Below are 22,892 nucleotides of genomic sequence, written 5' to 3' on the forward strand. Positions count from 1 at the left end.
AAAATAGGAAAATCGATTGAATATAAAACATGAATACAGGCAACGTAATATTTTACGTGAGTTTTGTACTCACTATGGGATATTTACACAACTGTTCACTTTTTTAGTTATATTTTTTGTAAAAAAAATTCAGGATTCTATACCGTTTCGCGATTAAATGAGAATTCACAGCATCTATCGGTTAAACAAGCAATAACCATGGTATCAATCAAAACTTCGCAAAACCTGACAGTTAATAAATGAATGAGCAAGCCGAAAGCGATAGGTACTTTAATGGAGATGTGATATTCACTTTTAGGTTAAATTTTTGTAAAAAATATTCAGGATTCTATACCGTTTCGCGGTTAATTGAGAATTCACAACATCGATTGGTTAAACAAGAAATAGCCATAGTATCAATCAGAAATTCGCAAAAACCACCAGTTAATAAATGAATGAGCAAGCCGAAAAGCGTGATACGGACTTTCATGGCAAGGTGGCATCATCAACAAATCGTTAGCGATTAAAAAGATAGAAAACAAAAGATTAAGTGATTTATTCACTTTTATAATGTGGTTCAACCGTATAAAGCGGTTCCCAGTAAAATACTTTATGCATTTTTAGAGGATTATTTTAATCATAACAAATAAACAACCCGATGTTTTCCTACAATTAATCTATTTATTACTCACTAAATACATATTTTATTTTGTTAAATAGTTTCAGGAAAGTATGTGTTTCAGTATAAAATAGCATTTATATTAATGATTATCTTTTTTGATTTGTTCTTTATGATAAAGATAATAAGCACCTCGAGATACCATTCGAAGTTGGAAAATAAGATCTTCAATTAATTTTTCACGCTGTACCAAATCAAAATCAATCGCTTCTGCACCCGCATTAAATGCAATAGTGACCATCGCTTCTGCTTGAGCTTCGTTGTAATGGTGAGGCATTTGGTTGGCATCATCAAGATAATCGACAAGCTCTACAATAAAGTGTTGAATTTCTCGAGCAATAGCAGAACGAAAAGCGGCTGACGTCCCCGCTTTTTCGCGAAGAAGTAATAAAAAGACTTTTGGGTTTTTATCAATAAATTCAATAAATGTGGTGACTGATGTCCGTAATACGCTACCGCCTTTTTCAATACGTTTACGCGCTTGGCGCAACAATTGACGAAGCGTTAAGCCACTTTCATCAACCATGGCTAAACCAAGCTCATCCATATCACGAAAATGCCGATAAAATGAAGTAGCGGCTATTCCTGCTTCACGCGCTACTTCTCGCAGGCTTAAACTAGCAAAACCTTGCTCTGCATTAAGTTGATTAAATGCGGCTTCGATTAAAGTACGACGAGTTCTTTCTTTCTGTTGAGCTCGAACACCACCTGTCTTGATATTTTTCATCTAATAGCTCAATTCTGATATTCCTACATCCTCGAACATTAATTTGCTGATTTCAATAATTGCTCTTTTTCAGCAAGTACTTTTGGCATATGCTCACGGATAGTCTTAGCTATTGTTTCATAGCGAGAGCGTAATGGCGAACCAGGACGATAAATCAAAGTAATACTACGTGATGGCACTGGGTCTGTACAAGGGATATAACAGATATTATCACGAATTCGCTCATTAGGCGCAGCAAGTTCTGGAAATAAAGTAATACCACGACCCGCAGAAATCATACTCCTAAGCGTTTCAAGACTAGTCGCTTTGAACTGTTTATCTTCATCAATGCCAACTTGAAAACAATACCCCATTGCGTGATCACGCAAGCAGTGGCCATCTTCTAACATTAAAAATTTATGTCCTTTTAAGCCAGATAATTTAATGGTCTTTTTATTTGCTAGCTCGTTATCAGATCGAACAGCTAAAAACATCGGTTCCTCAAATAAAGGCAATTCAATAAATTGAGATGTCTCTTTAACTTGCGCAACAATAGCACAATCAAGTTTACCACTTTCTAACTGAGCAACAATGCTAGCCGTTTGTGCTTCATGTAAGTAAAGTTCTAATTTTGGAAAAGATTCATGTAAAACGGTAATAACATGAGGTAAAAGATAAGGCGCTATAGTAGGAATTAATCCGATATGCATCGGTCCTGACATTTCTTCACCTTGACGGCTTGCCATTTCTTTTAGAATTTGAATATTACGCAAAACCTCTTTAGCCTGTTCAACTAGCATCATACCTGTTTGTGTAAATAATACTTTGCGGCTCGTACGTTCTAATAACATTACGCCTAATTCATCTTCTAATTTTCTAATTTGGCCACTAAGAGTTGGTTGACTCACATTGCAAGCATCTGCTGCTTTACGAAAATGGCGAAATTCAGCTAACGAAACAAAATATTCCAAATCACGAATATTCATAATATCCCCAATAAGTTATTAGTTAATGGTATATACTCAAATAGCTTCCATATGTAAGATTAATAGCATTAAAAATGCGCGTTATAATTTCTTAAACTATAATGCTTTATAAATAATATCCTACGAAACAAATAAACAAGAAGAAGTTCTGAGTATAGTTTTATTTCATCTTAATCAGTTAGTCAAAAACACTAACCAAAGCAAAACGAAATTTGTCGTTTTTAATTAGGTATTACTAATATTACTATATTAAGTGCTATTGTTGATAATTATGTTCAAAAAATCAAATATAATATTTAAATCATTTTGGAAAAATCATTTTATTGAGAGAAAAACATCAATTTTAAGAAACATGGAAACTTATTAGCAATTGCGATATAATCACGCACTATAACTATTTTTAAGCCAAGATACTTTTTTGAGGTGTGCTATTTTTAAACAAGTTTCACGTTTTTATCAAAAGTTTTTCCGTCATGAAGATAAACAGAAAATGGGCTATGTGTCCATTCCACGTAATGAACATACTATATCCCGCAAAGAAATTAGTGAAAATGCATTAAAAGTCCTTCATCGATTAAATAAACAAGGGTATGAAGCTTATTTAGTAGGTGGATGTATTAGAGATCTCATTTTAGGCAAAACACCAAAAGATTTTGATATCACGACTAATGCAACGCCCGAGCAAATTCAGAAGCTTTTCCGTAACTGTCGTCTAGTGGGAAGACGATTTCGCCTCGCTCATATTATGTTTGGCAAAGAAATCATTGAAGTTGCGACTTTTCGTGGAGATCATGCGTCCCAAGAAGGACAAACTAATATATCTAAACGTTCACAATCAGGTATGCTGTTACGAGATAATGTGTACGGAACCATTGAACAAGATGCAATTCGCCGCGATTTTACCATGAATGCCCTTTATTATAGTATTAATGATTTCACTTTACGTGATTATTGCGGAGGATTGAAAGATTTACAAAAAGGTATTATTCGATTAATCGGCGATCCACAGACTCGTTATCGAGAAGATCCTGTTAGAATGTTAAGAACTGTTCGTTTTGCTGCTAAATTAAATATGGCAATTGAACCAGCTACTGCTGAACCAATTAAACACCTTGCACCTTTATTAAAAAATATTCCATCTGCTCGGCTTTTTGATGAGTCTCTTAAACTATTACAAGCAGGCAATGGCTACAAAACTTATGAACTACTGAGAGAATATTGTCTTTTTGAGCAATTATTTCCGATTATTGGGCGGTTTTTTACCAATAATCAAAATGGTTACCTAGAAAAAATCATTGCGCAGGCTCTAAAAAATACCGATTATCGTATTGCCAACAATAAACGGGTCAACCCTGCATTTTTATTCGCTGCATTTTTCTGGTACCCAATTATTGAGCAAACACAAGCAACCTGCGTAGAAAGTGGCTTACCATTCCATGATTCATTTTCGATGACAATTAACGAAGTGCTAAGTGAGCAATGCAAAAATATTGCCATACCTCGACGTTTTACCTCTACAATGGGAGATATTTGGCGCTTGCAGCTACGTATGAAAAAACGAGAAGGTAAACGAGCATTTGTTATATTAGAACATCCTAAATTTCGAGCAGCTTATGATCTGTTAGAAATGCGAGCCTCAATCGAAAAAGGAGAACTCTTAGAACTGGCTAAATGGTGGGATGAATTCCAATACTCTTCGGTAGAAAAAAGAATATTGATGGTAAAACAACTTAATAAAATCAATAAACGCAAAGTGAAACGTTAATTTTTAATTCGCACTTTTATAAATAATCGTTATAATGTTGAAATTAAAATAATCATAATAATTTTATAATCATTGATGAAAAAATTAACGCCTTCTCTTATTGCACTAACCATCACTATTTCTTTGTATAACAACGCTAGTTATGCTATAGATTTACCGAAAGCTGTTAGCAATAATCCTCAATGCCTTGTGGACGTACCTAGGTTTGATCGCCCTTTAGTCAATGGAAATATAAATACCTTACCAGTCAATGCTGAAGCTAATCAATTTGAAGCGATTTATCCAAATATTGCCATATATCAAGGTGAAGTATTTATTGAGCAAGGTAACCGCACTGTTCAAGCAGACAAAGTAACCATTGACACCAATGATGATAATAATCGAACTGTAACATTAGAAGGGAATATTAATTATCAAGATAATTTGATAAAAATGAAAGGCGAGAATGCATCAATGAATCTCAATAACAATGATGCCAATATGAGCCCAAGCCAATATCACCTTGTTAATCGACTTGGTCGCGGTAATGCTGATCAGATGAATCTTGAAAAGAACCGCTATGTTATTTTAAAAAATGGTAGTTTTACATCTTGTCCTGTTAATGATAGTACATGGAATATTAAGGGAACAACGGTTATTCATGACAATGAAGAACAACTACTAGAAGTTTGGAATGCGGTATTTAGTGTTGGTAAAGTCCCTGTTCTATATTCACCTTATTTACAATTACCAACTGGTGATAAACGCCGTTCTGGATTATTGATGCCTAATTTTGGCTATGACAGCATTGATGGCATTGATTTTTCAATACCAATCTATTGGAATATTGCACCAAATTATGATGCAACTTTTACGCCCAGAGTTTTACAAAAACGAGGTGTACAATTACAAACAGAATTTCGTTATTTAAATGAAATAGGTTTAGGCACACTTGCCTTTTCTTGGTTGCAACATGATAGACAATATGACGAAGATAGAAAAAATCATTTTAATGGCAACAATTATGATGACAATAAACATCGTTGGTTATTCCATTGGAAAAATGAAGAATTAATTAACTATAATTGGCGTTTCTATACTGATACAACGCGTGTCAGTGACAATCAGTATCTTACCAATCTAAACTCTAAATATGCATCTCAAACTGCTGGCTACTTAACACAGTTCTATAAAATTGCTTATAATGACGAAAATTGGGATCTTACGCTAGGCTATAAGCATTTTCAGCCATTTCACTCTGAATTAAAAAATTCACTTTACCAAACCGAGCCACAATTAGATATTGGTTATTATAATAATGATTTGGGACCTTTCAAATTTAGAGCATTTTCTCAACTATCCCGCTTCTTGACATCGGGTCGAAAGAAACCTAAAGCATGGCGAGCACATCTTGAACCAACGCTTAATTATACCTTAACCAATTCTTGGTCATCATTAGCCACCGAAGCGGGTTTTATGGCTACTCACTATAAACAAGATAATATTAAAAATTATATTGATCAATATAAATACTTAGACAAAAACGTAAATCGTTTTTTACCTAAATTTAGTATTGACGGTAAAGTCATCTTTGAACGGGATATGCCTTATCTCCATAACTATACTCAAACCTTAGAACCACGAGTAAAATACATCTATATTCCATATCGAAAACAATCAAATATTTGGGCATATGATTCCACTATACTGCAATCAGATTATATTGGCTTATTCAGAGATCAGCCTTATAGTGGTCTAGATAGAATTGCTTCAACTAATAAGATATCAACGGGTGTAACAACACGAATTTATAATCAAAATAAAGTTGAAAAATTCAACTTATCAATTGGACAAATTACTTATTTTACCAAATCAAAAACGAGCGAACACAATAATGATTTAGACGAAAACTCTGATACTGGTAGTATTACTTGGGCATCAGATAATTTTTGGCGCATAAATGATGACATGATCTTTAGAAGTGGCGTCCAGTATGATACTCGAATTGATACAATTTCATTAGCTAATGTAACATTTGAATATCGACCGTCTGCAGATAAGTTAGCACAATTATCTTATCGCTACGCAAATCGTAACTATATTGACACTGTCGATAAAAATTCTGCTTATAGAGGTTACAAACAAGATATCTCCCAAGCAGGAGTGATGACAGCATGGCCATTATCACAAACAGTCAGCGCTGTTGGATCATATTATTATGATGTAAAATTAGGTCAATCCGCAGATGGTTTTGTCGGATTACATTATAGTGATTGTTGTTGGGGAACAACAATACAGTATGGTAGAAAATTAACAGATTGGAACAATACTTCTCGTAGAAGCAAATATGAAAATAAATTGTCTATTAATTTCGAATTGCAAGGATTAGGCAACAATCGAGACACCAAAGCCAAAATGCTAAATTTCGGAAAACTACCATATACAACAACATTTGAATAAGATATTTCTGGAAAATAATAGATAACCAATAAATTTATTGCAAGCAGTAAATGTTACAACAACAAAATGAGTTGAGTGAAGATGAAATTATTAAAACTATTTATCGCTTTAAACCTAAGCGTAAGTTTAGGTATTTTAACGCCATTGTCTGCCAATGCTGCACCTAAAGTTGTAGAGCAAGTCGCTGCAATTGTAAATAATAACGTTATTTTAGAAAGTGACGTTAATGACATGTTAAAAACAATTAAAGCTAGTACCGATTCTAGAAACTTACCCAATGATAAGGTGCTCAGACAACAAATCATTGATCGTCTCATTATAGAAAACCTAATTTTACAAAAAGCAGCTAAAGCTAAAATCACTGTTAGTGATGACGAGGTAACTAGTGCTATTAGCAGAATTGCTGCCCAAAATGGTATGACTATCGATCAGCTTCGAAGCAAGTTGTCAACAATGGGGATCAGCTATGGATCGTATCGTGAAAGAATCCATAATGACATGTTGATTGAAGAAACACGAATGCATGAAGTAAGACCAAGAATCAAAGTTTCAGAAAAAGAAGTTGATAACTTAGCTAAAAACATTGCTCGTCAACCAACTAATAATATTGATGTAAAAATTAGCCATATTTTGATTTCTATTCCAGAAAGAGCATCAAAACAACAAATAGATAATGCAACAAATAAAGCACGGGATATTATTAATCGAGCTCAAAAAGGGGAAAATTTTGCTAAATTAGCCACTTCATATTCAAACGATGATCTTGCTTTAAAAGGTGGTAGTATGGGTTGGCGTAAACTTAATGAGTTACCGACTATTTTTGAAGAACGCTTAATACGTGCAGCAAAAGGCAGTATTATTGGCCCTATCCGCTCTGGTGTGGGTCTGCATATTTTAAAAGTTGATGATACACGTTCAGAAGCACCAAAAACAATTACAGTTCAAGAAGTAAATGCTCGTCATATTTTGATTAAAACAAATGTGTTAGTCACAGACCAAAATGCAAAACAAAAACTTACTGATATTCGTAAATCAATTACTAGTGGTGCAACAACTTTTGAAGCAGCTGCTAAAGCTAATTCTGAGGATACAGGTACAGCGAGTAAAGGGGGAAACTTAGGTTGGAACCGTCCTGAGATTTATGATAGCGGTTTTAGAAATGCACTAGCTCAATTAAAAAAAGGGGAAATAAGTCAACCAATAAAATCATCTTATGGTTGGCATTTAATCGAATTAATCGATACAAGGCGGATTGATGGGAAGAATGCCATGGAAAAGGCACAAGCTTATCAACTTATTTTTAATCGTAAATTTGTTGAAGAGGCCCAAGTGTGGATTCAAGAAATAAAAGGTGATGCCTATATTAAAATTACAGGTGAAGATAAACATGAATAGCCGTGTTCATCAAGGGCATTTTGCCCGCAAGCGATTTGGGCAAAACTTTTTACATGATAATTATATTATCGAAAATATAGTTGCAGCTATACAGCCCAAAAAAGAGCAGGCTCTAGTCGAAATAGGCCCTGGCCTTGCAGCATTAACTGTACCTATAAGTCAATGTGTTGATCATTTGACCGTTATAGAGATCGACAGAGATTTAGCCAACAGATTAGTGGAAAACCCACTATTGAAAAATAAACTAACTGTCATTGAACAAGATGCACTGACCTTTGACTTTAATCAACTAGCTGAGCAATTAGACAAACCATTAAGAGTATTTGGAAACTTACCTTATAATATTTCAACACCTTTAATGTTTCATTTATTCGAATATGCAAATATCATTACTGATATGCATTTTATGCTACAAAAAGAAGTAGTAACTCGCTTAGTTGCCGCTCCTAATAGTAAAGATTATGGTAGATTGAGCGTCATGGCTCAATATTATTGTCAGATCATACCTGTTCTTGAAGTTCCACCAACATCATTTAAGCCAGCACCAAAGGTTGATTCAGCTGTTGTTAAATTAATTCCTTATAAAGAAAAGCCTTATATTGTTAATGATATAAAAATACTTTCTCGTATTACGATGGAAGCATTTAATCAACGACGTAAAACTATTCGTAACAGTTTAAGCAACATGTTTACTGCTGAACAGCTAGAGGATTTAAATATTGATCCAAGTTTACGTGCTGAAAATTTAACAGTTCAACAATATTGTCAACTTGCAAATTCATGGAATTAACAGTATGGCAAACTTACTTATTGGCGATATTCATGGTTGTTATGATGAGTTTATGCGAGTGCTTGAAAAAGCAAAATTCTCATCATCAGACACCTTATGGCTAACAGGTGATCTCGTTGCCAGAGGACCAAAATCATTAGACGTCCTAAGGTTTGTTAAACATAATGGCAATCAAATTCGATTAGTATTAGGTAATCATGACTTACATTTATTATCAATTTATGCAGGTGTTACTGTTTCTAAAAAGAAAGATAATCTTGAATGCGTAATTAATGCGCCTGATTTTGATGAATTAATGAATTGGCTACGTAAACAACCATTGGTTCAAATTGACGAGTCACTAAAACTAATTATGGCCCATGCTGGTATTTCACCACAATGGGATCTTGAAACACTAAAAAAATGTGCCAATGACTTGAACATTATGTTATCTAGTGACTCTTATGCCTTATTCCTTGATAAAATGTATGGTAACTTTCCTGATGAATGGTCACCTGAACTAAAAGGTTTAGATAGACTGCGCTATATTGCTAACGCATTAACTCGTATGCGTTTTTGCTATGAGGATGGTCGCTTAGATTTTTATTGTAAAAAGTCGCCAGAGCAAGCACCTTCAAAGCTTAAACCTTGGTTCTTATTATCAAGTAAAATTCCAAAAGAATATAGTATTGTTTTTGGGCATTGGGCTGCGTTAAACGGAAAAGGCACACCTGAAACCATTTACGCACTTGATACAGGGTGTTGTTGGGGCGGAAAATTAACATGCTTACGATTTGAAGATAAAAAATATTTCAAGAAACGTAATATTGAAACAAAAAGTTAAAGTTACTACTAAAAAGGACCAATTATGATGTCTACTTTATCTGTCATTAAATCAATATGGAAAATAATTAACTTTATTAGAGAAATATTTCTTAATCTAATATTTCTAATTATTATTATTTTAATTTTTAGTGTTATCACATTAATCAAAGAAACACAAAAACAAGAAATTGTTCCACAATATGGAGCTTTGGTTTTGGATATTGAAGGGATTATTGTTGATAACACACTCTATAGTGATGAAATTTATGCCTTACAAAATAAAATTTACGGCAAAAAAATAAATAGCTCCCGTGAAAATAGTTTATTCGAATTGACGCAAAAAATAGCTCAAGCGGCAAATGACCCAAAGATTACCAGTATGGTCCTAAAATTAGATAATTTTGTTGGCGCAGACATGAGCGCTCTTCAATATATGGGTAAATATTTGGCTAAATTTAGCGAAGCTAATAAACCAATTTACGCTTTTGGTTCGAGCTTTAATCAAAGCCAATATTATTTAGCAAGCTATGCAGATAAAATCTATTTGACACCTATTGGCGCTGTTAATGTATATGGATTAGCAGCCAACAACCTATACTATAAAACCCTACTTGATAATTTAAAAATCAACACACACGTTTTTAGAGTGGGTACTTATAAGTCTGCCATTGAGCCATTCATTCGTAATGATATGTCTGAAGAAGCAAAAAGCAATACGACTCGTTGGCTAACACTTATGTGGAATAACTATCTTGACGATATATCAACGCAACGAAAAAAAACTAACACACAATTGGTTCCGGCACCAGATACTATGTTAGCTAATTTAAAAGCAGCGAATGGAAACATGGCTCAATATGCTATATCTAATGGATTAGTTGATGTCATTGCATCTAACTACCAATTTGAGTCCGAATTGACTCAGAAACATCAATTAAGCATTTATGATTATCAACTTAAATCAAAAGATAAAGAGCCAGATAATGATAACAAGCCACTTATTGCAGTTGTTTTTGTCAACGGTACTATTAGCGATGGAGAAAACAGTAGTAATATTGCTGGTAGTCAAGACATTGTAGAACAATTAAGAAATATTCGTAAAAATTTAACTAAACATAACATACAAGCAGTAGTATTGCGAGTAAATAGCCCTGGAGGCAGCGTAGATGCATCAGAAGCAATCCGTAGTGAATTGGATGCATTACGTAGCTATAAAATTCCTGTTGTCGTCTCTATGGGAGGAATGGCTGCATCAGGTGGATATTGGATATCAACCGCATCTGATTACATTATTGCAAGCCCAAATACCATTACAGGCTCTATTGGTATCTTCGGTATTATTCCAACATTTGAAAAGTCATTATCTCATATTGGTGTTTACAGTGATGGAGTAGCTACCTCACCGTTAGCGGGAAATAGCTCAACGCAAGAACTACCTAGCGAAATGAATCAACTAATTCAAATGAATATCGACAATGGCTATCAAACATTTATTTCTTTAGTAGCAAACGCAAGGAATATGACGACTGAGCAAGTTGATAAAATAGGACAAGGCCAAGTTTGGTTAGGCTCAGAGGCAAACAAAATTGGGCTTGTTGATAAGTTAGGCGACTTCGATGACGCCATTGAAACGGCTGCAACATTGGCTCATATAACCGATTACGAAATTGACTGGCAAAAACCAAATGGAAATTGGTTTAATGCATTTTATTCAAATATGATAGCGATGTTGCCTCAATCAACTGCTGAAATAGTTTTTGAACAACTACCTGAAGCAAAACAACTTAAACAGCAGGTTTCTTTATGGAATAAGTTTCACGACTCTCAAAATCGATATATTTACTGCTTGAATTGCGCCGATGTGCGTTAGTAATAATTTATCCGCCTAATGGCGGATATTTCCTCTAATTTAATCTAATTTATTGCTTAAACTATTTTTCTCTGGTTGAAAAAAATAGCGCATATGATTCATGGCCTCATAAATGTATTGATAATTCGGTATTTCATTAATTTCACGATTATGTAAATCCATATGATGACTAATACCTAATCGATTCACAAGATAAATATCACTAGATGTCTTTACCGCATAAGAACTATAATTTGACATCAAAAGCCAGTTACGATCGACGATGGAGCTAAATAAATCATAACCTGTCGAATAATCACTTATATCATTTTTCACATATAAATAGTGTTTCATTAAGGTTGGAACAACATCTTCATGACTGGTTAGTTTTCTGCTATTACCTTTGATTTTTTCTAACTCTTTTCCTCCAATGATAATAAAAGGAACTTTTGTTTGCGCATCCGTATAATTACCATTATGCCCCCAAAATCCTAATTTATTATCATTCATCTCTTGAGAATGATCGCCAGTAATGACTACTATTGTGTCTTCTAATGAGTTTGATTTAACTAGTTCATCGTAGACATTTTGCAATAAAGAATCGTCATAATAAACACTTTGCTTATAGCGATTAAAAATTGGCAAAGGATCGGTGTCATTATTCAATGTCATATAATTTAAATCACCAATAGGTTTAAATTTTACCAATGAATCGGCAGGGAAATCATAAGCATGAGGAGCATCATAAAATAAAAATGAAAATGTTGGTTTAGAAGCATCTCGTGTTTTATACCATGCCAACCAATCGTCTGTGATTTGCTTATCTCGATTTGATGCCGAACCATCTTTACTACTGATTCTTAAATTTTTGATAGTGACAAATACGGTTCGATCAAATTCAGGAGCAGAAACTTTAGCTGACGTAAAGATGCCAATATTATAATTTTCTTTCTGTAATGTAGTAATAAATAGTGAAGGAATACTATTTCGTAAAAACGCATCCCAATAGGTACCAGGAATACCATAAAATAATCCAAAAATACCAGTACGTGTTGCATTACCCGTTGAATAATGGTTATCAAAAACTACACCATTATTTTGCTTAACAAAACGAAATGTATTAGGAGAAATTTCTTCACTAAATGTATCATATCGCCAAGAATCTAAAACAATAAACATAATATTTTTAGGTTTATTATTATCTGGATTAATTACCAGTGGTTTTTTTGGATAATAAACACTAGCATTACTATTGTCCTTATTATACACAACTTTTCTTTGCCCATTTGCATCAAAAAAACTCATAATTTTTTTTGATGTAAATGGGCGATAAAGTGGAATATATTCTTTTACCGCCATAATAGGCGAATAAGCATAATAAAATGCGATCATATGCACTACATGACTAATCAAAAATGAACTAAAAAGAAATATTGTTGATAGTAAGATAATCTTTGATTTTTTTTGCGATAAAACCAATTTATTATTAACAAAATAAAGAATGAAATACTCTGCACAAAATGAAATAACAATAAGCACAAGCATTAAAAGGTAAGTCAACATTGAAAAATCAACAATCTGACCAGAAAAAACCATCGATAAAACAGATTGATTGATGTGGAAACGGTATTGCTGGAAAACAATAGTATCAACATATAACCCAATTTGAAAAAAACTGAAGAGTATAGCAAGAATAATAGTACGCACAGATTTTTGTAACCACAGCAAAGGGATGCAAACAATTAAAAGTAATAGATAGGCTGAGAAAAAATGCCCCAAAACAGCAAGCACAGAAAATGTTACCCCAACCCAATAAAATGCAATTCCAGGGACAAGGAAGAAACGAATTGCTATTATTGATGAAATCAAGATATTAATTAGAACAAAGAGGTATAATTTTTTCATAGTATCTGCTATTAAATAATTGACTCTACATATAAGAATCTTACAGCATTTTATACTTAACCCTAGCGCTTTCCTCAAATTTTTTAACAAACTAGCACTACGGAAATAAATTACTAATAATATCTTAACAAAAAGGGCCCAATTTAGAGCCCTTTTATCTTAGTTTAAATAAAATTATCGACGGTCTGCAAGAACTCTTAATAACATTAAAAATAAGTTAATAAAATCAAGATAAAGGGTTAATGCACCTAAAATAACAAATCGTCTAAACATATTAGGATCATCTTGTGATAATTGATTACCTAATTCTTTCAGTTTTTGCGTATCATAAGCTGTTAACCCAGCAAAAACAAATACTCCAATATAAGTAATTGCCCACATTAAAGGTTGACTTTGCATAAAGATATTAACTAGTGAAGCGATTACAATACCCACTAATCCCATAAAGAAAAAACGACCAAAACCAGACAAATCACGTTTAGTGGTATAACCATAACAAGCTAATGCAGCAAACATGCCTGCCGTGATAAAAAATACACTAACAATAGACGAATGAGAATATACAATAAAAATAGAAGTTAATGTTAATCCACTGACAGCTGAATAAAGCATAAATAATGTTGTTGCAGTACTACCTGACAAACGCCCAATCATACCAGACAAGAAAAAAACTAAACCTAATTCGGCTACAATTAAAATCCAAGAAAATACACTAAGAGAAATATAACCTCTTGGATTGAAAGTAAACAATAATTGAATCATTGCAGGGCTAGACGAGGCAAACCAAGCAACAATCCCTGTTAAGACTAAACCGACAGTCATCCAACCATAAACATGGCTCATATACGTTTGAATTCGACTACCTGTTTGTTCAATAATTGAACCATTAGGTGAATAATTGTTCATTAATTACCTCTCATTAAAAAAGAATGATATAACTGGGTATTATTATATCCTAAATAAATACTAATACCATTTTTTCAATGCTTCTTTATCCGTTTTTTTTGTCTGAACCCAATTTTCTCCTTGAGACGTTCGTTCTTTCTTCCAAAAAGGTGCTTCGCTCTTTAATATATCCATAATAAACTCTGTGGCAGCAAATGCATCTGAGCGATGTGCACTACTCGCGCCCACAAAAACAATTTGCTCATTGGCATTAATTTCATCTACCCGATGAATTATTGCTATTCGGCTTAATTGCCAACGTTCTCTCGCTTGAGCTGCGATATTAGCTAACACCCTTTCTGTCATACCTGCATAATGTTCTAAAAATAGGCTTATCGTTTGCTTTTCAAGACTACGAACTTTGCCCGTAAAAGTGACAATAGCTCCATCTTGCGGTAATTGTGAAAGCCAATCATTAAGCTGATTAACATCAATAGGTTCGTTGTTAACTTTGATAAGATCCATAATACTATCCTCCTGTTACAGGTGGAAAGAATGCAATTTCATCGTCTTCTTGAATAATATAATCAAGATCAACCAAAGTTTGATTTACTGCACATAAAACAGTACTTTCCTTAAAGGCCAATAGCCACCGTTCACCGCGTAGACTTAACTGCTCAATAAGATGAGAAACTGAAAGTTCATTAGCATCTAACATAACACACGTAGCACCCACTAACTCTCTAATTTGCGCAAAAAAAATAACTTTATTCATCTTATCTCTACTAACTTTTTAGGCTATAAAATCACCCGACTTACCACCACTTTTGGTCAGTAAGCGCACCTGAGAAATCACTATATCTTTTTGTACAGCTTTACACATGTCATAAATAGTTAAAGCAGCGACAGAGGCGGCAACCATTGCTTCCATTTCGACACCGGTTTGCCCATTTAATCGACAAAAAGATTGAATTTTAACACAATTGTTTATTCGATCTGGCTCGATCTTAATTTCAATTTTACTCAAAAAAAGCGGATGGCAAAGCGGGATAAGCTCCCATGTTTTTTTAGCCGCTTGAATACCGGCAATTCTTGCCGTTGCAAAAACATCTCCTTTATGATGTTTACCATCAATAATCATATTCAGTGTTTCAGTTTTCATTAAAACCAATGACTCAGCACTTGCTTCTCGCATTGTTATCTGCTTATCTGAAACATCAACCATATGAGCATCACCACGCTGATTAATATGCGAAAATGATTCGAGCATTATTTAATCCTTTACAATTTATTCTCATTAACTATAGCCAAGATAGCAAATTTTACTAATAGTTACCACTATTGCATATTAATTTACCAACTAATATATATCGTTGAGCAAACAAATTTATCTGTAATAATAAATTACCCTTGATGGCTTTTGCGGGTTAAGTAAAAACTGCGTACAATATAGCTTTATATTAACCGTAATATTTGTGATTTTGATGCTTATTGCTCATATAGCCTTGCCTGTACCACTTTACCAGCTGTTTGATTATCAATTGACGAAGCCTGCTCAGATTGGAATGCGGGTGAAAGTGCCTTTTGGCAAACGTAATATAATAGGAATTATTGTTAGTATTGATGAAAAAACTGAGTTTGATATTAAAAACTTAAAATCAATTACAGCAATTATTGATACAGAGCCTGTTTTCCCCCCTTCTATCTGGCAATTATTAGAGTGGGCGGCTAGTTATTACCATTATCCTATTGGTGAAGTTTTATTTCATGCTATGCCTATTTTACTCAGACAAGGGCACCAAGCGGTCAAAGATGAGGCAAAACGATGGCAATTAACTGCATTGGGAAAGCATATAGATCTGCAATCGCTATCTCGTGCTCCAAAACAAAAGTTATTATTATCTTCATTTAGAAATAATACTATACCTGACACGAATGTAAGTAGTGCCACGTATAACGAATTACAAAAGAAACAGCTTATAGAACAAGTCACCTATCTGCCAAGTAATGTTCAATGGCAAACAAATTTTTCAACTAATGCTAGCTCTATTCAACTAAATAAAGAACAGGCCCATGCTATAAATGCAGTGAATGAGGAAAATAACCAATTTAAGGTATTTTTGCTAGAAGGAGTGACTGGATCGGGTAAGACAGAAGTATATCTAAATGTACTATCGACTATTTTAGCAGCAGGGAAACAAGCGTTAGTATTAGTTCCAGAAATTGGCTTAACACCACAAACAATAAAACGTTTTCAACAACGTTTTAATGCGCCAATTGATATTTTACACTCAGGATTAACTGATAAAGAAAGGCTATCTGTTTGGCTAAGAAGTAAAAATGGAGAAAATGCTATTGTTGTTGGTACTCGTTCATCACTTTTTACCCCATTTAAAAAACTAGGAATGATTATTATTGATGAAGAACATGATAATTCCTATAAACAGCAAGAAGGTTGGCGTTATCATGCACGAGATTTAGCTATTATTCGAGCTAAATTTGATAATATTCCAATTATTTTAGGTTCAGCAACCCCATCTCTTGAAACACTTAATAATGCGCAAAACAAAAAATACCATTTATTGCAATTAACGGAAAGAGCAGGTAATGCAACACTAGCTAAACAATCGATTTTGGATATACGTGGGTTAGTGCTTACTTCTGGCTTATCTCAACCTTTAATTGAACAAATAAAAAAACATTTGTCTAACAATAATCAGGTAATGTTATTTTTAAATCGTCGAGGATTTTCACCACTATTGATATGCCATGATTGCGGTTGGATTGCCGAGTGCCCTCGTTGTGATAGGCCTTACACATTTCATCAAAAACAAAAAAAACTGATTTGCCACTATTGCGATACGCCAAGAGCAGTGCCCAAACAGTGTCCAAAATGTGGCTCTACACATTTAATGCCAATTGGATTTGGAACGGAACAACTTGAACAACAGCTTAAAGTGCTTTTTCCTTACATCAAGATCAGCCGTATTGATCGCGATACAGTAAGTAAAAAAGGTTCATTAAATACCTATCTACAAACTATTCAACAAGGTGGTGCACATATTTTAGTTGGTACACAAATTTTAGCTAAAGGACATCATTTTCCCGATATTACTTTAGTTGGAATTATTGATGTCGATGGTGCTTTATTTTCAAGCGATTTTCGAGCAACTGAACGATTTGCTCAAATTTATACTCAAGTATCAGGAAGGGCTGGTCGTGAAGCAAAAGCGGGGGAAGTTATTTTACAAACTCATCATCCAGATCACCCTTTGTTGAACATTTTACTAACTAAAGGCTATCAACAATTTGCTAAACTAACACTGCAAGAACGGAAACAAACACAATTACCGCCATTTAGTTATCAAGTATTAATTCGTGCTGCAGATCGGAATAACCATTATGCTCCTGCATTTTTACAGCATATTCATGATTGGTTAAAAGTACATTATGAGCCTGCTTTATGGCAACTTGGACCAATGCCAGCTAGCCAACCAAAGAAAGCAGGTTACCATCGTTGGCAATTACTCCTTCAACATACAAATAGACAACAATTACAGCAAATATTAGATCAATTATTAATAACAATCGCTAAATGGAGTGAAACATCAAAATTGAAATGGAGTATTGATGTAGATCCTATCGATAATTAGCGTAATATTATTTCCACCAATACCAATTGGTGGAAATAATAAATTATAATGTTATTTTACCAGCATTTTTGTCCAGTGTTGCCTGCCCAATACCTGAAACTTCTTTTAACTGCTCAACTGAAACAAAAGGCCCAAATTTTTCTCGATATTCTATAATCTTCTGAGCTTTATTCGGACCAATTCCACTCAACACTTTTGATAGCTCTTCTGCTGTTGCAGTATTTATATTCACTTGAACAATTTGTTTTTGTTCCTTTTTTATTGGCTCTGGTGTTGTAGAAGCCGAATCGGCAAAACTTGTGTTTGAAAAAATAAAGCTTGATAGCATAATACATAATAATGGAAATACTTTCATTTGATTAACCTCTTAACATAGTTACGCAAATAAATTTGCTTTACAACTATCTCACTTAATCAAATGAAAAAATTTCATGAATAATAAAAATGAGAAAAGTCACCTAAGTGACTTTCCATTTTTGCTATTATTTCTACTATTTTGGAAGTTAAATCACAAATTAGCATCGGGCATAATTTCTATCTTAGCCTTAGAACGTATATCTGCGGCAAGATAATAACGCATATCATTAAGTAATATAGGTAATAGTTCTGAAGAAAGATCTTTGTATTCTTTTGGTGTATCTACCTTAGTTAGCGCAACAATATACGCTGTTTTATCATCCAAAAGTTCCGCACCATAAACAGGTTTTCCTGATGCTAAAGGGTGTAAATTAAAAACCATATTAACAACGTTTTGATCAATTTCGGTTGAATTTCGATTCAACGTATATTTTTTTGCAAACTGTACGTTTTTAGCACTTCCTTTTTCATTTAGTTGAACCAATGCATTATCAATATTTGATTTAAATTGTTTTTTAGCCATTTCTGCAAAAAGCTTTTTATGGATTTCATCTTTAACTTCATCAAAAGAGGCAATGCCTTCAGGGCGATAATCAACGGTTTGTACAACAAAATCATACTTTCCATAATTTCTATCCGCTGTTATTAAATCAGAAATTTTATTAGTTGCTTTCTCATCAACAATCATTTCGTCACTAAAAATGACATCTCTCACTTCAGGATGAGAAGCAATCGAAAACTTATCATTGAAAGTGATCCAATCCGAAGTTCTTACTTCAAGACCAACTTTTTCAGCAAGTTCTTCAATGCTCTTAGGAGATTTTTTCAAAGCAGCATTAATCATTTTTTCTTGCTTTTCTAAAGCTTGTTGTATTTTTTGCTTAGTTAACTTTGAATCAATTTGATATTTTGCATAATCATAATCCATAAATTTTTTAGGTTGCATACCATCCAATTTTACTATCACATACCCATCATCCACAGCGATTGGCAAGGAAGTTTTACCTACTTTATTCAACTTAGCATCTTTAAGAAATTTAGGTAAAGAATCATCATCAGCAAACCAGCCCAAAAAACTCTTTTCACCATATGGAGAGATATGATTATCTTGTTGGTTCGTTTTAACCATCTTTTCGAAATCAGCTCCAGAAGAAAGTTCTTTAGCAATTTTATTAGCTTGTTCTTTATCGGTTACAAAAATTATACTGTAAGCTTTCTTTGCTGGATATGAATAATTTTTAATGTTTTTATCATATTCATTTCTTAAATCACTTTCAGTAACAACAATTGTTTTTCTTATTAAGTCTTCAGAAGCCACGATATATTTAACTTTTACTCGTTCACTTTTAAAAAACTCTTTGGGATGTTCATCATAATATTTTTGTTCATCATCTAACGTAACATTTAATTCATCAATACCACCTATAGAAGTATCAACTAAAGTAGCGTATACACTTCTAGTTTGATTTTTGAGTGAGTCTATTTCGGAGTCATTTGGCAAAACAAAGCCACTATTTACTATAGCATCAACAGTTTGTTGTTGTTGTAATACGGTTCTTATAATTTCGGCATAACTATCTGGAGTGAAATGATTTTCAGCAAGAAGATTTAAATAAGTTTGATTATCAAATTTACCATTTTTGAAAAAGTCTCTTTGTTTCTTAATAAACTTTTTAATCTGATCATTACTAATAGCTACACCAATACTTTGCGAAAACTTATAAGCTAAATAATTATCAATTTGATGAGATAATACATTACGGCGTAGCTGTTTAATAAAAGAACTATCACCGCCAGCATTTGCTGTTACAGCCCTTGCTTGGGCTTCAAATTCGGCTCTACTAATGCCCTCACCATCAACTTTTGCAATGTACAGCTGCTGATCTCGTGGGCTATTACCGCCGCCAAAGCCCAAAAATCCGACGCCTGTGAAAATAAAACATAAAATAATTATTGCAAAAATAATCTTAACAAAAATATTATTTGCTGCTGTTCGGATTGTTTCCATCATTTCTTGCGATTCTCCATATACCTAATGTTGAATTTCGAAAGTATAGCATATTTAACCAAATTGGCTATTGCCAGAATGTTAAGCCTCAAAAAAAAGATCAACATAAGTTGATCTTTTTTGAAATTATAAGATAGATTAATTTAATCTAACAGAATTCCCAACATTATTTTTTACTTTCTTTATAGCTTTTTTCGCTGGTTGCTTCAATGTGACTTTTTTATCTATTGACTCTATACCTAATGGATTGTTTTTTAGCGCAATTGTGAGCACTTCATCAATCCACTTTACTGGGTGTATATCAATTTCAGATTTCACATTATCAGGGATTTCTTCCAAATCTTTAACATTATCCATTGGAATCAATACCGTTTTAATCCCGCCTCGGTGAGCAGCTAATAACTTCTCTTTTAGTCCCCCAATAGGTAATACCTCTCCACGTAATGTTATTTCACCCGTCATCGCAACATCAGAACGAACAGGATTACCAGTTAATGTGGAAATAAGTGAAGTGCACATTGCAATACCTGCACTTGGTCCATCTTTTGGCGTTGCGCCATCAGGCACATGCACATGGATATCGCGTTTTTCATAAAAATCATTATTAATACCCAATTTTTCTGCACGAGATCGAACAACTGTCAATGCCGTTTGAATTGACTCTTGCATTACATCACCTAATGAACCTGTATAAGTTAATTTCCCTTTACCAATTACACTTACTGATTCAATAGTAAGTAAGTCCCCACCTACTTCTGTCCATGCAAGACCAATAACTTGACCGATACGGTTTTCATTATCCGTTTTACCATAATCAAAACGCTGTATCCCCAAGAAATCTTTTAAGTTACCTTGTGTCACAATAACTTTCTTCAATTTGCTATCTAACGCTAATTGTTTAACAACTTTACGGCAAATTTTTGCAATCTCTCTTTCTAAGCCTCGAACGCCTGCTTCGCGCGTATAATAACGAATGATTCCAATAATGGCTGAGTCATCAATACTAATTTCTCTTGATTTTAAACCATTGTTTTCTATCTGCTTAGCGATCAAATGTTGCTTAGCAATATTCAGCTTCTCGTCCTCCGTATAACCAGAAAGGCGAATAACTTCCATTCTATCCAATAATGGCGCTGGAATATTCATAGAATTAGCAGTTGCAACAAACATTACATCTGATAAATCGTAATCAACTTCCAAATAATGGTCACTAAATGCATTATTTTGTTCTGGATCAAGTACTTCTAATAATGCTGATGCAGGATCACCACGCATATCAGTTGCCATCTTATCAATTTCATCTAGTAAAAATAATGGATTTTTAACCCCCACTTTTGCCATACGTTGAATCAATTTACCTGGCATCGAACCAATGTAAGTGCGCCTATGCCCTCGAATCTCAGCCTCATCGCGCACGCCACCTAATGCCATACGAATATACTGACGTCCTGTTGCTTTAGCTATCGATTGACCCAGTGATGTTTTACCTACTCCTGGGGGACCAACCAAACATAAAATAGGTCCTTTCACTTTATTAACGCGACTTTGAACTGCTAAATATTCTAAAATTCTATCTTTTACACGTTCAAGCCCATAATGATCTTTATCTAAAACTTTTTGTGCCCCTTCAATATCTTTTCTAACTTTACTACACTTATACCAAGGAACTTGAATCATCCAATCAATATAACCTCGAACAACCGTTGCTTCTGCGGACATTGCTGGCATCATTTTTAACTTATTAAGTTCAGCTAATGCTTTATCCTCAGCCTCTTTTGGCATTTTAGCTTTAGTGATTTTTTCTTTTAGCTCTTCGTATTCATCAGTCTTATTATCTATATCACCTAATTCTTTATGGATAGCTTTAATTTGCTCATTGAGATAATACTCTTTTTGAGCTTTTTCCATTTGCTGTTTAACACGTTGCCGTATATTTTTTTCAACTTGTAATAATTCAATTTCTGATTCCATTAATGAAATAAGCAATTCAAAACGCTTAGCAAGGTTAACTGTTACTAAAATCTCTTGTTTTTGATTAACTTTTAAAAATAGAGTAGCAGCAATAGAATCAGCTAAATGAGATGGCTCTTTAAGTAAACGAATAGAATCAACCACTTCCTGAGCTATTTTTTTATTAAACTTTGAGTACTCATCAAAATTAGATAAAGTTAAGCGAATCATAGCCTCACTTATATCTGAAGCCATTTTTGTTTCACTTAATGGTTTAACCTCGGCAATAAAAAATTCATTGTCATCATGCTCAACTAAATCAAGCATTTTTGCCCGTTCAATACCTTCAACAAGAACCTTCACTGTTCCATCTGGTAATTCTAGTAGCTGTAAAACATTAGCTACAGTTCCAACTTCATATAAATCATCTATAGCAGGATCATCTTGAGATGGATCTTTTTGGGTTACAAGAAAGACTTGTTTATCCATTTCCATTGCCTTTTCCAAGCAACGTATTGATTTACTTCGACCAACAAAGAGAGGGATTACCATATGTGGAAATACAACAACATCACGTAATGGTAAAATAGGCATAATTATATGTTTAGTTCGTTTTATATTCATTTTATTCTCTCTAGTAGTACAAACCCATTAGATAAATATTGGGATCGTTTTTAGATATTCAAGCCTATCTTTTTTGATTAAAACTACACTAGTTATGAAACATTATTAGCAGTATTGG

17 protein-coding genes are annotated in these 22,892 nt (G+C 33.7%); 7 read left to right on the forward strand and 10 right to left on the reverse strand.

What is annotated here, in order from left to right:
• Positions 1-740: 740 nt before the first annotated feature.
• Entirely contained in the window at positions 741-1,385 is a 645-nt protein-coding gene (gene fabR, locus A9G40_RS07270) for an HTH-type transcriptional repressor FabR (RefSeq protein WP_065582499.1), read from the reverse strand.
• A 38-nt stretch (positions 1,386-1,423) separates the two neighbouring features.
• Positions 1,424-2,350, reverse strand: a complete 927-nt coding sequence (gene oxyR / locus A9G40_RS07275; RefSeq protein ID WP_065582500.1) for a DNA-binding transcriptional regulator OxyR — start codon at positions 2,348-2,350, stop codon at positions 1,424-1,426.
• Positions 2,351-2,840: 490 nt separating this feature from the next.
• Here oxyR and pcnB point away from each other — a divergent pair, with 490 nt between their 5' ends.
• The 6 genes from pcnB (at position 2,841) to sppA (ending at position 11,413) form a co-directional block, all read left to right on the forward strand.
• Positions 2,841-4,115 carry a polynucleotide adenylyltransferase PcnB gene (gene pcnB / locus A9G40_RS07280; RefSeq protein WP_065582501.1) on the forward strand — a complete coding sequence of 425 codons (1,275 nt, stop codon included), beginning with the start codon at positions 2,841-2,843 and terminating at the stop codon, positions 4,113-4,115.
• 75 nt (positions 4,116-4,190) lie between these two features.
• Entirely contained in the window at positions 4,191-6,554 is a 2,364-nt protein-coding gene (gene lptD, locus A9G40_RS07285; RefSeq protein ID WP_065582502.1) for an LPS assembly protein LptD, read from the forward strand.
• Between the two features lie 81 nt (positions 6,555-6,635).
• A complete protein-coding gene (gene surA, locus A9G40_RS07290) occupies positions 6,636-7,949 on the forward strand; it encodes a peptidylprolyl isomerase SurA (protein WP_065582503.1) in 1,314 nt (437 codons plus the stop codon).
• Positions 7,942-8,739: a 16S rRNA (adenine(1518)-N(6)/adenine(1519)-N(6))-dimethyltransferase RsmA gene (rsmA, locus tag A9G40_RS07295; protein ID WP_065582504.1), complete on the forward strand. Its 798-nt coding sequence runs from the start codon at positions 7,942-7,944 to the stop codon at positions 8,737-8,739. Before surA ends, rsmA begins: the two co-directional genes overlap by 8 nt.
• A gap of 4 nt (positions 8,740-8,743) precedes the next feature.
• Positions 8,744-9,562, forward strand: coding sequence for a bis(5'-nucleosyl)-tetraphosphatase (symmetrical) ApaH (apaH, locus tag A9G40_RS07300; RefSeq protein ID WP_065582505.1), 819 nt, complete (start codon positions 8,744-8,746; stop codon positions 9,560-9,562).
• A gap of 27 nt (positions 9,563-9,589) precedes the next feature.
• On the forward strand, positions 9,590-11,413 hold the full coding sequence (gene sppA / locus A9G40_RS07305; RefSeq protein ID WP_081302184.1) for a signal peptide peptidase SppA: 1,824 nt from the start codon (positions 9,590-9,592) through the stop codon (positions 11,411-11,413).
• A gap of 39 nt (positions 11,414-11,452) precedes the next feature.
• Here sppA and A9G40_RS07310 read toward each other — a convergent pair whose 3' ends face one another.
• From A9G40_RS07310 to moaC, 5 genes are all read right to left on the reverse strand, one after another.
• A complete protein-coding gene (locus tag A9G40_RS07310; RefSeq protein WP_065582507.1) occupies positions 11,453-13,297 on the reverse strand; it encodes a sulfatase-like hydrolase/transferase in 1,845 nt (614 codons plus the stop codon).
• Positions 13,298-13,471: 174 nt separating this feature from the next.
• Positions 13,472-14,203 carry a Bax inhibitor-1/YccA family protein gene (locus A9G40_RS07315; RefSeq protein ID WP_065582508.1) on the reverse strand — a complete coding sequence of 244 codons (732 nt, stop codon included), beginning with the start codon at positions 14,201-14,203 and terminating at the stop codon, positions 13,472-13,474.
• Between the two features lie 60 nt (positions 14,204-14,263).
• Positions 14,264-14,707, reverse strand: coding sequence for a molybdopterin synthase catalytic subunit MoaE (gene moaE / locus A9G40_RS07320; protein WP_065582509.1), 444 nt, complete (start codon positions 14,705-14,707; stop codon positions 14,264-14,266).
• Positions 14,708-14,711: 4 nt separating this feature from the next.
• Entirely contained in the window at positions 14,712-14,957 is a 246-nt protein-coding gene (locus A9G40_RS07325; protein ID WP_065582510.1) for a MoaD/ThiS family protein, read from the reverse strand.
• A gap of 18 nt (positions 14,958-14,975) precedes the next feature.
• On the reverse strand, positions 14,976-15,452 hold the full coding sequence (moaC, locus tag A9G40_RS07330) for a cyclic pyranopterin monophosphate synthase MoaC (protein WP_065582511.1): 477 nt from the start codon (positions 15,450-15,452) through the stop codon (positions 14,976-14,978).
• 214 nt (positions 15,453-15,666) lie between these two features.
• Here moaC and priA point away from each other — a divergent pair, with 214 nt between their 5' ends.
• The gene (gene priA / locus A9G40_RS07335; protein ID WP_065582512.1) at positions 15,667-17,835 is read left to right on the forward strand and encodes a primosomal protein N'; all 2,169 of its coding nucleotides are present in this window, start codon (positions 15,667-15,669) and stop codon (positions 17,833-17,835) included.
• Positions 17,836-17,878: 43 nt separating this feature from the next.
• Here the strand turns inward: priA and A9G40_RS07340 are convergent, their stop codons facing one another.
• The 3 genes from A9G40_RS07340 to lon form a co-directional block, all read right to left on the reverse strand.
• Entirely contained in the window at positions 17,879-18,190 is a 312-nt protein-coding gene (locus A9G40_RS07340; RefSeq protein ID WP_065582513.1) for a ComEA family DNA-binding protein, read from the reverse strand.
• Positions 18,191-18,343: 153 nt separating this feature from the next.
• Complete coding sequence (locus A9G40_RS07345; protein WP_176700449.1) at positions 18,344-20,200, reverse strand: SurA N-terminal domain-containing protein; 1,857 nt, start codon at positions 20,198-20,200, stop codon at positions 18,344-18,346.
• 138 nt (positions 20,201-20,338) lie between these two features.
• Positions 20,339-22,774, reverse strand: coding sequence for an endopeptidase La (gene lon / locus A9G40_RS07350; RefSeq protein ID WP_081302185.1), 2,436 nt, complete (start codon positions 22,772-22,774; stop codon positions 20,339-20,341).
• Positions 22,775-22,892 lie beyond the last annotated feature (118 nt).

This window comes from Gilliamella sp. Nev3-1, assembly GCF_001690435.1.
In the GTDB taxonomy this organism is placed as follows: Bacteria; Pseudomonadota; Gammaproteobacteria; order Enterobacterales; family Orbaceae; genus Gilliamella; species Gilliamella apicola_C.

What these genes read in the sequence shown, in the direction of transcription:
- surA (WP_065582503.1), top strand. Translation starts at nt 6,636, where the DNA reads ATGAAATTATTAAAACTATTTATCGCTTTAAACCTAAGCGTAAGTTTA.
- A9G40_RS07345 (WP_176700449.1), bottom strand. Translation starts at nt 20,200, where the DNA reads ATGGAAACAATCCGAACAGCAGCAAATAATATTTTTGTTAAGATTATT.
- A9G40_RS07325 (WP_065582510.1), bottom strand. Translation starts at nt 14,957, where the DNA reads ATGAATAAAGTTATTTTTTTTGCGCAAATTAGAGAGTTAGTGGGTGCT.
- lon (WP_081302185.1), bottom strand. Translation starts at nt 22,774, where the DNA reads ATGAATATAAAACGAACTAAACATATAATTATGCCTATTTTACCATTA.
- moaE (WP_065582509.1), bottom strand. Translation starts at nt 14,707, where the DNA reads ATGGATCTTATCAAAGTTAACAACGAACCTATTGATGTTAATCAGCTT.
- A9G40_RS07310 (WP_065582507.1), bottom strand. Translation starts at nt 13,297, where the DNA reads ATGAAAAAATTATACCTCTTTGTTCTAATTAATATCTTGATTTCATCA.
- moaC (WP_065582511.1), bottom strand. Translation starts at nt 15,452, where the DNA reads ATGCTCGAATCATTTTCGCATATTAATCAGCGTGGTGATGCTCATATG.
- rsmA (WP_065582504.1), top strand. Translation starts at nt 7,942, where the DNA reads ATGAATAGCCGTGTTCATCAAGGGCATTTTGCCCGCAAGCGATTTGGG.
- sppA (WP_081302184.1), top strand. Translation starts at nt 9,590, where the DNA reads ATGTCTACTTTATCTGTCATTAAATCAATATGGAAAATAATTAACTTT.
- apaH (WP_065582505.1), top strand. Translation starts at nt 8,744, where the DNA reads ATGGCAAACTTACTTATTGGCGATATTCATGGTTGTTATGATGAGTTT.
- A9G40_RS07340 (WP_065582513.1), bottom strand. Translation starts at nt 18,190, where the DNA reads ATGAAAGTATTTCCATTATTATGTATTATGCTATCAAGCTTTATTTTT.
- oxyR (WP_065582500.1), bottom strand. Translation starts at nt 2,350, where the DNA reads ATGAATATTCGTGATTTGGAATATTTTGTTTCGTTAGCTGAATTTCGC.
- priA (WP_065582512.1), top strand. Translation starts at nt 15,667, where the DNA reads ATGCTTATTGCTCATATAGCCTTGCCTGTACCACTTTACCAGCTGTTT.
- A9G40_RS07315 (WP_065582508.1), bottom strand. Translation starts at nt 14,203, where the DNA reads ATGAACAATTATTCACCTAATGGTTCAATTATTGAACAAACAGGTAGT.
- lptD (WP_065582502.1), top strand. Translation starts at nt 4,191, where the DNA reads ATGAAAAAATTAACGCCTTCTCTTATTGCACTAACCATCACTATTTCT.
- fabR (WP_065582499.1), bottom strand. Translation starts at nt 1,385, where the DNA reads ATGAAAAATATCAAGACAGGTGGTGTTCGAGCTCAACAGAAAGAAAGA.
- pcnB (WP_065582501.1), top strand. Translation starts at nt 2,841, where the DNA reads ATGGGCTATGTGTCCATTCCACGTAATGAACATACTATATCCCGCAAA.